The 9,273-nt window shown below is 59.3% G+C and carries 7 protein-coding genes and 4 pseudogenes; 9 read left to right on the plus strand and 2 right to left on the minus strand.

Annotation, left to right across the window (positions count from 1 at the left end):
* Positions 1 to 9 precede the first annotated feature (9 nt).
* The 6 genes and pseudogenes from E4K09_RS24330 to E4K09_RS24355 all read left to right on the plus strand — a co-directional run bounded on the left by E4K09_RS24330 (position 10) and on the right by E4K09_RS24355 (position 4,833).
* A complete protein-coding gene (locus tag E4K09_RS24330) occupies positions 10 to 795 on the plus strand; it encodes an ABC transporter ATP-binding protein (RefSeq protein WP_244610665.1) in 786 nt (261 codons plus the stop codon).
* Position 796: 1 nt separating this feature from the next.
* The gene (locus E4K09_RS24335; RefSeq protein WP_134500230.1) at positions 797 to 1,750 is read left to right on the plus strand and encodes an ABC transporter substrate-binding protein; all 954 of its coding nucleotides are present in this window, start codon (positions 797 to 799) and stop codon (positions 1,748 to 1,750) included.
* A gap of 244 nt (positions 1,751 to 1,994) precedes the next feature.
* Positions 1,995 to 2,650 (plus strand): annotated as a pseudogene (locus tag E4K09_RS24340) (IS6 family transposase).
* Positions 2,651 to 2,708: 58 nt separating this feature from the next.
* Complete coding sequence (locus tag E4K09_RS24345; RefSeq protein WP_134500231.1) at positions 2,709 to 3,008, plus strand: hypothetical protein; 300 nt, start codon at positions 2,709 to 2,711, stop codon at positions 3,006 to 3,008.
* Between the two features lie 85 nt (positions 3,009 to 3,093).
* A pseudogene (locus E4K09_RS24350) lies at positions 3,094 to 3,192 on the plus strand (transposase); the annotation flags it as partial.
* Between the two features lie 84 nt (positions 3,193 to 3,276).
* Complete coding sequence (locus E4K09_RS24355; protein ID WP_134500233.1) at positions 3,277 to 4,833, plus strand: ISL3 family transposase; 1,557 nt, start codon at positions 3,277 to 3,279, stop codon at positions 4,831 to 4,833.
* A 142-nt stretch (positions 4,834 to 4,975) separates the two neighbouring features.
* Here E4K09_RS24355 and E4K09_RS24360 read toward each other — a convergent pair whose 3' ends face one another.
* Positions 4,976 to 5,350: a hypothetical protein gene (locus E4K09_RS24360; protein WP_134500234.1), complete on the minus strand. Its 375-nt coding sequence runs from the start codon at positions 5,348 to 5,350 to the stop codon at positions 4,976 to 4,978.
* A 71-nt stretch (positions 5,351 to 5,421) separates the two neighbouring features.
* On the minus strand, positions 5,422 to 5,772 hold the full coding sequence (locus tag E4K09_RS24365; RefSeq protein ID WP_134500235.1) for a carboxymuconolactone decarboxylase family protein: 351 nt from the start codon (positions 5,770 to 5,772) through the stop codon (positions 5,422 to 5,424).
* Between the two features lie 110 nt (positions 5,773 to 5,882).
* Here E4K09_RS24365 and E4K09_RS24370 point away from each other — a divergent pair.
* The 3 genes and pseudogenes from E4K09_RS24370 to E4K09_RS30500 all read left to right on the plus strand — a co-directional run.
* A pseudogene (locus E4K09_RS24370) lies at positions 5,883 to 6,373 on the plus strand (IS6 family transposase); the annotation flags it as partial.
* A gap of 477 nt (positions 6,374 to 6,850) precedes the next feature.
* Entirely contained in the window at positions 6,851 to 8,869 is a 2,019-nt protein-coding gene (locus E4K09_RS24375) for a DUF2961 domain-containing protein (RefSeq protein ID WP_166802492.1), read from the plus strand.
* Positions 8,870 to 9,162: 293 nt separating this feature from the next.
* Positions 9,163 to 9,273, plus strand: a pseudogene (locus E4K09_RS30500) (DDE-type integrase/transposase/recombinase); the annotation flags it as partial.

Consider the following 9,273-nt stretch of genomic DNA (forward strand, 5'->3'; position numbering starts at 1 on the left):
GTCACATTGGTGCAACCCATCATATGCGTCGAAGGTGTAACTAAGGCTTACAACGAGTCCGCTCCAATCCTTCAGGACGTGACGTTCAAGGTGGAGCCAGGACAATTCACAGCCGTTGTTGGTCCGTCGGGTTGCGGCAAGACGACATTGCTGCGTTGCATAGCATCACTCATGCAGCCAGACACCGGCTCCGTGCTTCACCGGGGGCAGCAGTTCAAAGAACCGCCTTCTTGGTTGTCGATCGTATTTCAAGACTACAATCGAAGCCTTTTTCCTTGGCTTACTGTTCGTAAGAACGTCGCGTTTGGTTTACGCGATAAAAACGGCCGCGCTGAGCGCGTCCTCGCTGCGCTGCGCTCCGTGGGTCTGGAGCACGCCGCGGATCTCTATCCGTGGCAGCTATCCGGTGGAATGCAGCAACGCTGCGCACTAGCGCGCTCGATCGTCGTCACGCCGCAGCTGCTTCTTCTTGACGAGCCATTTGCGTCCGTCGACGCCCAGACCCGCACTGACCTTCAAGATATGGTCATGGATATCTGCCGGCGAATGTCTCTGTCCGCCTTGCTCGTAACGCACGATATCGACGAAGCTGTATTTATGGCGGACAAGGTCGTCGTGCTTTCGACGAGGCCAGCACGCGTCGTTGAGGAGATCGAGATCAATCTTCCTCGTTCACGTGATCAACTTTCGACCAAGGAGAGTCCCGAGTTTTTACACTTGCGCCACCGAGTTTACACCTTGGTGCGCCAGCAGGCGCACAAAAGCACCATTGTGGCATCAACTGACAGGACATGAAATGAAGCTGAGAACCTTAACGACGGCTGTCGCCGTTACCATCGCGATTGCCTTATGTGCTGTTGCTCCAAGTCAGGACGCAAGAGCACAGGAACAGATTACGAAAATCAAGGTCGGATATATTCCGATCGGCGTCTATTCGTACTTTTGGCGCGCCCGTGATGCGGGCTACTTCAAGGAGGAAAATCTTGACGTCGAACTCGTGCCGATGGCTGGCGGCGGGCAGATCATTCCTGCACTGCAGTCTGGGGCCCTTCAGTTCGGTATCACTGACGCACTCGGGGTGCTGAACGCCCGGAATGGAGGAATTCCGGTCACCTATGTGTCGTTCAATTTCTCGCAAGCGTCGGATGATCCGATTCATGCGGTTCTGACAATGGATCCGGACATCAAGAGCGCGGCCGACCTCAAAGGAAAAGCGGTTGCGACCAACCTTAGCTATAATACTGACTGGACGGCGATGCGGGAGTGGTTTCGAAAGCACAACGTCGACCCGAAATCCGTCACGTTTCGTGAGATCCCGTTTCCGGACATGATCGCTGCGCTTCGCAGCAAAACAGTGAGCGCTGTGGGTGCCACCGAGCCTTTCCTTACGCTCGGCAAGGAGCAAGGGGCCCGTGTGCTCGGGTACCACTTCACAGACGTGAAATCACCTGTGTTCTTCTCGGGCGTTGCAGCAATGCTGCCATATGTCGAGGGTAACAGAGCGGTTGCCAAACGCTTCCGTCGCGCCATCAACCGGGCCTTGGATGATTTCAAGAACCCTCAGATTGTACGTGAAACAATCGCAGCGAACACCAAGGTTCCCCCGGCTGTCATCGAGAAGATGGCTCTGGGCCGGTGGGAGAAGAACGTGCCTCCGGAGACAATGAGCTTCTGGGTAGACGCAGCGAAGAAAGAGGGGATCATCAACTCGGCGGCCGATCTCAACAGCTTGGTTTGGCAGGGCGATTGAGCCCTCTCCGGCGAAGTGAATTCGGTTCGCCGCCTGAAAATGCGGTAAACCAAGAAAGAGAGCTGCTTCCACGCCTTTGGAAACAGCTCTAGCCTACCGTCTCCCGGCTCTAGGCAGACGTCTTCATCCTCTAGCGGATGACCTTCAAGAGCATTTCCTTATCGATCGGCCACACGTTTCCTGAGGCACCGTTGCATTAACCTTGGCGGTACAACGAGGGGTGGTTCGTCAAGGAGCCGCCCCGATGCCTCTGTTCAAGCGCCGCCGTTTTCCTGTTGGAATCATCCTGCTGTGCGTGCGCTGGTACTGCAAGTACGGGATCAGCTATCGCGATCTGACCGAGATGATGCAAGAGCGAGGCACCAATGTGAACCCATCCACGATCTTCCGCTGGGTTCAGCGTTATGCGCCAGAAATCGAGAAGAGGGTCCGCAGCTTCCAGGGATCCCGTTCCGGGTCATGGTGCGTGGACGAGACCTATGTACGAGTTGGCGGATGCTGGCGGTACTTGTTTCGAGCGGTCGATAAGCACGGGCAGCTGATCGCCTCCGTGCTATCCGAGCGGCGTGATGCTGGAGCGGCTTATCGCTTCCTGCGCAAAGCCTTGAAGGCAGTGAGTATCCGAAGGCAATTCGGCGCTTGCAGAATGAAGGGTTGCTGTCGAAAGACGTCGAGCATCGGACGTCAAAGTACTTAAACAACATCATCGAGGCGGATCACGGCGCGATCAAGCGGATGATCCGGCCGGCTCGCGGGTTCCAGCGAATGAAGACCGCGTCTACGACCCTGAAGGGGTTCGAGATCATGCGAATGGTCCGCCGAGGTCACTGCATGCTGAGGCATGCGGGCGTGCTAGATGTAATTCGTATGGTGAACAACTTGTTCGGTCTTGCCGCGTGAGGAAGACGCATCGGTAGGCTCATTATGGCCTATAGCAACTAATGCAACAGAGCCCGGAATGCAATCAGCGCTCGGACATCCGACCGGATGCTTGATCGGCCCTGGCGCATCCGGATGGTCGGGCCAGAACGAAGCACTCAAGGATCTCATAGCGGCGGAGCGCGCCAAGAATCGCGTAGCCATTCGAAGGGTCGTCGAACGCGCGGCGAAGGAGGGCGAGCTCGCCGAGTCGAAAGTGCAAGGTTTCCCCACCCTTATTGATGCGCTCCTGCTCGGGCGATCGGTTCAGGCTCGTGATGGTGTTCCTCAGGTAGACGTCCACGCAGCTATCGACACGGTGTTGTGTCACTGGGATTGATCATACTTACGCTGGGCTGGCTGCTCTGCCCCCCGCAAACTCGCCCACTTGAAGCTAGAGTCTTGCCCGATGGAAGGACCGGACGATGCAGCGATCGAAGTTCAGCGAGGAGCAGGGCGTGGCGATCCTGCGCGAGCAGGAGGCGGGTGCGAAGACGGCTGATCTGTGCCGTCGCCAAGGTGTGTTTCGGCATGCAATCTTGGCTCTGACGCACTTTTGGTGCAGTTGAGGACTGAACTGATGCTGTATTCCGGAAGGAGGCAGCCTCATGCACCGAAGCCTGCGCCCCTCAGCTTTGATCCCGCCTGGCCTGATCGTTGACCAGATCCACGCCGACGCACAGCAGGTGACCATCACAGTCCATTCCGGCTTCCGATCAGGCATATGCCCTTCGTGCGGCACGATCTCCTCGCGTGTGCATAGCCATTATCTCCGGCGCGTGGCGGACCTGCCGCCGGCCGGTCGACCCGTCCAGTTCCTGATCCGAGCGCGGCAGCTCCGCTGCGATGCTGTGCGGTGCGGACGGCAGATCTTGACCGAGCGCTTTGCCTCGGATGTGATTGCCCGTCATGCCCGTCGCACCGCCCGGCTCGAGGGCATTGCCCACCACCTCGGATTGGCTCTGGGCGGTCGGCCCGCAACACGTCTAGCCCGGCGGCTGATGCTGCCTGTCAGCAAGGATACGCTCCTGCGCATTGTGCGCCGGCATGTCCACCGTCCTTCCGAGCCGCTGAGCGCCATCGGGATCGATGACTGGGCCTGGCGCCGCAATCGCCGCTATGGCACCATCGTCTGTGATCTCGAACGGCGGCGGATCGCATCGCTTCTTCCGGACCGGGAGCAGGCCACCGCACAGGCATGGCTGGCCACCCACCCGGAGATTACCGTCGTCGCCCGCGACAGAGGCGGTGGCTATGGCGAGGCCGCGGCCAAGGCGCTGCCAGACGCGGTGCAGGTGGCCGACCGCTGGCACCTGATGGAGAACGCCAGCCACGCTTTTCTGGATGCTGTCCGCAAGTCGATGCGCCAGATCCGTCAGGTCATTGGATCGGCAACAATCAACTCGCACCTTCTCACCTGTGCCGAACGCATTCAGTACCAGGGCTACTTGCGCCGTGAGGAGACCAACGCAACGGTCATGGCTCTCGGCGCGGACGGCGTCCCGATCAAGCAGATCGTCCGGCAAACGGGTCTGAGCCGCGGCACGGTACGGCAGATCCTGCGGGGCGGCCGGAGCGACGTCTTCCGTTTGCGTGAGAGCAGTCTTGAGGCATACTGGCCGCTGCTTGAGGCCCTCTGGACCGGAGGATGCCGCAATGGTGCCGAGCTCTGGCGGCGTCTGCGGGCCAGCGGCTTTCGTGGTTCGCTGCGCGTTGTGGGGGAATGGGCCACCCGCCGCCGTCGGGCTGAACGGATCGGAGACGAGCAGCTTCAGCGCATTCCATCCGCCAGGACCATCGCCCGGCAGATGAGTACGGGGCGAGACATGCTCTCCAAGACGGAGACCGTGACCATCGCCGCCATCCAAAGCGGCGTGCCAGCTCTCGCCAGTGCTCGCGACACGGTTGCGGACTTCCAGACCCTGATCCGGAGTGGCCGCGAGCCTGACCTGAGGTTATGGATCGCCCGAGCACGTCAAAGCCTCGTAGCCTCGTTCGCCAATGGCATCGCTAAGGATGAGGCGGCTGTTCGTGCGGCGATCACGTTGCCGTGGTCAAACGGTCAGACCGAAGGCCAGATCACGAAACTCAAGCTCGTGAAGCGTCAGATGTACGGCAGAGGCCATCTCGATCTCCTGCAAGCCAGATTGGTTGGAGCGGAATGACAGGTCACGACGACTCGTGCACCAAAACGGCGTCAGAGCCAAACTTGGACGCCGATTGACAGGACGGTTTTGCCTGGAGCACGCACTGGGCACGCCAAGCTACATGGCCCCCGAGCTCTTCACCGGCGCACCCGGCAACGATTTATCGGATCGGTTTGCGGTAGCTGTTAGGATCTACCGCATGTTCAGCCGGGCCTTCCCGTACGGTGAGATTGAGCCATTCTCCCAGCCCCGGTTCAGCAAATCCACTCCATTGACGTCGCACCGCCCCGACCAGCCAGCCTGGCTGGATCAGGTTCTCGCCCGCGCCCTTGCGGCTTAACCGGGCGAGCGCTTCGGCGATGTTCTTGAGCTGGCTTTTAAATTGGAGCATGGCTCCGCACGAGCGCTGCCGACTGCCTTTCACCGCAAACCACTCTACGAGCGTAATCCCGTGCTCGTCTGGCAAATGATCGCGATTGTGCTCGCCGTCATGCTCTTCTTGAATTGGGCCTTTCGATAGCTTGCATTGTGCCATGCAAACTCTTGAGAGAACGATCCGCTGGCGTTGAACGACATCGTTTGGGGCAGCATAGCTGAAGGATGGTTTCACGGCGATGGGGTGCGGTCAGTCGAAGCCGGGTCAGTGATATCTTCAATCCATGTGAGTGCCTTCACGCCCTGCGGGAACCCAAGGGTTGGAAGGGCAAGAAGCGCGACCTGCTTGAGCTCTTCCTTTGACAAGCCTTCAGCCAAGCCCCGGTGGGCGTGCGAATGCACCGCGCCCTCGGAGAGCGCTCCGACGGCCAGGGCGAGCTTGACCAGGCGATGCGTTCGGTCCTCCAGTGGGCCCGCCTCGGAGCAGGCTTTCCCGAGGGCTGCATAGGCAGCCCAGATCTCAGGGTAGGACTGCGCGATCTCGCCCGCGCCAGAGGGTAGGTTCTCGGGTGTTTCTGCCATAGGTTCCTCCCCTCGAGACATGGTAAGTGTGGTGCTAACGATGCACCCCTCGAGAGAATGGCCTCATTGGGTAGAATTGGACCAGGTTGATTGGTTCTATCACGCAAGATCCGACCCGCCGCGATATTTGGCACCTCGAAGAAGTCGTGGCTACAATCTCTGGCCAGAAGCACTGGCTCTGGCGAGCCGTCGACCAGGACGGATACGTCCTCGGCCAAACTGTCCAGAGCCGCCGCGACCCCCAGGCGGCTAAGCGGGTGCTAGAACGCCTCCTGAAGAAGCAAGGCTGCCCTCCACAACGGATGATCACCGATAAGTTGAGCTCCTACGCTGCCGCCCAGCGCCAGACATGCCGAGGATTGAGCACCGCTCGAAGGGTCTGAACACCCGTGCGAAAAATCCACATCTGCCCTTACGCCGATGAGAACAGGCGATGCAAGGTTTTCGATCGGCGGGAGGCTTACAGAGGTTTACTGCGGTGTTCTCTGCCGTCCGGAACCTCTTCGTACCACCCCAGTCTCGCCGCTCTGCGCTTGCCACCGATCTTCATCGCCTCCATGCCATGGCGGAATGGAAAGTTGAGGCGGGCACTGCCGCTTGAACACGTATGCCGCCATCCAGGTCTCATTGCGTCCAACGGCCGTTAACGTGACAAGCCCACCACCCTGCCAACTTGGAGAGGCTGCTTTTGAGAATGGTTGCCGTGGCATGCCAGACAGTTCAAGGAGATGATCTGAGGCAGAGAGATGGTTCAAAGAGCCGAATTGTGATGCTAAATCTTCCAAAGAACCAGCAAAGGCAAACTGCATTGAGAGTCTGTACATCGCCAGAGCAGACTACAAAACCCGATCGGAACCTTCGACTGCGTTTCGCCGTCATAGCTGGGCTGGGAGCCATTCTCCTTGCTCAGGCGAGTAAGTCCGAGGCACAGAACGCAGATACTACCTACAGCGGAAAATCTTCAGCAGCGGCCGCTGACTACGCCACACCGTCGTGGCCTCCGATCACCCCGCTCGGACTTGATGCGTACCTGCAATGGGCACGGTGGCCATATCAGCGGGTTGGGATCCGCGGCTATATGCATTCGACTTACGACCGTGGCGGTTTGAACCGCACAGCAGACGCATCGCATTTCCTCTACAGCGAGGGGCCAAACTTCAATGTCGCCCTCGATATCATGGGCCGGGGTGTTCTCCACTTCGTCCGGACCAATCGCTGGCACGGCAGCCCTTGGCATTATGAGGTCGATAGCATCGACCATGTTTTGCGCGAGACGAGCACGGCCGATCCACACCATCCTTCGCCTGACTCGAGATATGATCCCCCGAAGATCTTCCCGCCGCCACTGGCGTTGACATGGCCGACCACGAAAGGATCAGACCTGAACTGGGTGCCGATCCCCTTCGAGAGATCGCTGCGGCTGGCGTATGAGCGGACGTTCTACGGCACGGGATACTACATCTTTCACCATTTCGCCGATGACGCTCCGGTGTCACCGCCGCGGCCGCTCGACTGGCTCACTCCACCCGATTCGAGAGTCCTGCAATTGATCGGAAGATCCGGCGATGATATTGCACCAACCGATATTGCGCGCGAGACAAAGCGCGTGACACTTGAGCCTGGCCGTTCACTTCGCCTGTTTCAGCTTGCGGGACCTGTAACGATCCGTGCATTGAAGCTCAGCCTGCCCCGCGACCGCGCACTGACATTGTCGGGTGCGCATTTGCGCATCACCTGGGATGACAGAGAGCTGCCTTCGATTGATGCGCCCTTAGCGCTCTTCTTCGGCGCCGGCCTGCTGTACAACCGAAACAATGTCGAGTATCTGGTTAAGGCTTTCCCGGTCAATATCCGCTACGCAGAAGAAGCCGTGCATCTCGCGAGCTACTTTCCGATGCCGTTCTTCCGTTCGGCATCGATTGAACTGATCTCGCCCTCAGCGCTCGAACATCCTGTGATTCTTGAGGCTGAGGTTCGTTATGAGCCGTTCGAGCACCAGCCATCCACCGTCGGCTACTTCCATGCAACCTATCGGGATCAGGGCGCAGGAGTGCCAGGCACGGACCATGTGCTGCTTGATACGCGCGGTGTCGAGGGTAGCGAGAATTGGTCAGGATCGTTCATAGGCACATCATTCACTTTCACCGACAATGCCGAGCTCCGGACCCTGGAGGGTGACCCGCGCTTCTTTTTCGATGATGCACGCTCTCCCCAGGCGCATGGTACTGGCACGGAAGAGTGGGGCGGGGGCGGAGACTATTGGGGCGGCCAGACCATGACGCTGCCATTCGTCGGCCACCCGATTGGTGCGCCAACGCCTGCCGATGCCCGCGATACAAGCGATCTCGTCCACTCCGCCTACCGGTTCCTGCTGGCTGACCTATTCCCGTTCGGAAAGAACGCCCGCATCCAACTGGAGCACGGCGGCCTCAATGATATGTCCGAACGCTATCGAACGGTTGCGTATTGGTACGGCCTGCCCGCTGCCTCGCTCGTGAAGTCGGATGAACTCCGCATTGGCGACGCGGCATCCGAAAGCGCGCATAACTATCACTCCCCCGATGCAACACCAGCGCAGGTTCTAACCTCAAGCTACGAATTTGGCCAGGAAGAGGCCCAGCTTGTACGGTACACACGCGGGACGTCCGAGTTCACCTTGGCTATCCGGTCGGACAACCAAGGTGTCATGTTGCGACGCACACTGGACTATGGCATGCCTGACCAGAAAGCGCTCGTGTGGGTCGCTGATGGCGCAGCCTCGGAGCCTATATGGGAGAAGGCTGGCATCTGGTACCTCGCAGGCTCCACCACTTTCTATCATAGCTTTCCCATGGGCGAGTTGGATCCTCCGTCGCCCGCAATTCTGACGTCGACCCGCCGCTTTCGTGAGGATGAGTTTTTGCTGCCTCGTCGGCTCACCCGAGGCCGCAAACTGGTGCGGATACGCGTTACGTTCGAACGGGTCGGCCGCCCACTGCTGCCTGCGCTACCGCCGCCGCACTCCGCCTGGTCTGAGATTCGGTACGCCGCGTACTGCTGGGTCGAGCCACAGTTCGATCCTACGACGTCACAATCGATGGACGCGGACAACCCGTGAGAAGCCATCGTCGTTAGCTGACCAAGATACCCGGATCCGTCGCATATTTACTGTTTCAGAGTTTTAGCCAATCCGTTCTGGGCTCAGGGATCAAGGATGGTGATGTCACGTTAACGGAACTCGGGCGCGGTGAGGCAAACGCGGTCACATGACGGGCTCACCGTGCAAGGCAGGCGGCATCGTCAGGTTAACCGGAGAGTGACCGGATCGAGGCATATGTGAGGGATGAAATCGACCCATCATCCTCGTTACGTTCGCCACCGCTTCCCGGCTGAAGTGATCAGCCATGATGTAGCATTGCAGGCCGGAAGCATTGGCTCTGGCGCGCCGTCGATCAGCATGGGATGGTGCTCGACATCCTGGTTCAGAGCCGTCGCAACGCGAAAGCCGCCAAGCGTCTGCTG

Source organism: Microvirga pakistanensis (assembly GCF_004458765.1).
Lineage (GTDB): Bacteria > Pseudomonadota > Alphaproteobacteria > Rhizobiales > Beijerinckiaceae > Microvirga > Microvirga pakistanensis.

Excerpts from the sequence above, each read along its gene's own strand:
- E4K09_RS24335 (WP_134500230.1), top strand. The coding sequence starts at position 797 with ATGAAGCTGAGAACCTTAACGACGGCTGTCGCCGTTACCATCGCGATT.
- E4K09_RS24345 (WP_134500231.1), top strand. The coding sequence starts at position 2,709 with ATGCAATCAGCGCTCGGACATCCGACCGGATGCTTGATCGGCCCTGGC.
- E4K09_RS24355 (WP_134500233.1), top strand. The coding sequence starts at position 3,277 with ATGCACCGAAGCCTGCGCCCCTCAGCTTTGATCCCGCCTGGCCTGATC.
- E4K09_RS24375 (WP_166802492.1), top strand. The coding sequence starts at position 6,851 with ATGCATTCGACTTACGACCGTGGCGGTTTGAACCGCACAGCAGACGCA.
- E4K09_RS24365 (WP_134500235.1), bottom strand. The coding sequence starts at position 5,772 with ATGGCAGAAACACCCGAGAACCTACCCTCTGGCGCGGGCGAGATCGCG.
- E4K09_RS24360 (WP_134500234.1), bottom strand. The coding sequence starts at position 5,350 with ATGGCACAATGCAAGCTATCGAAAGGCCCAATTCAAGAAGAGCATGAC.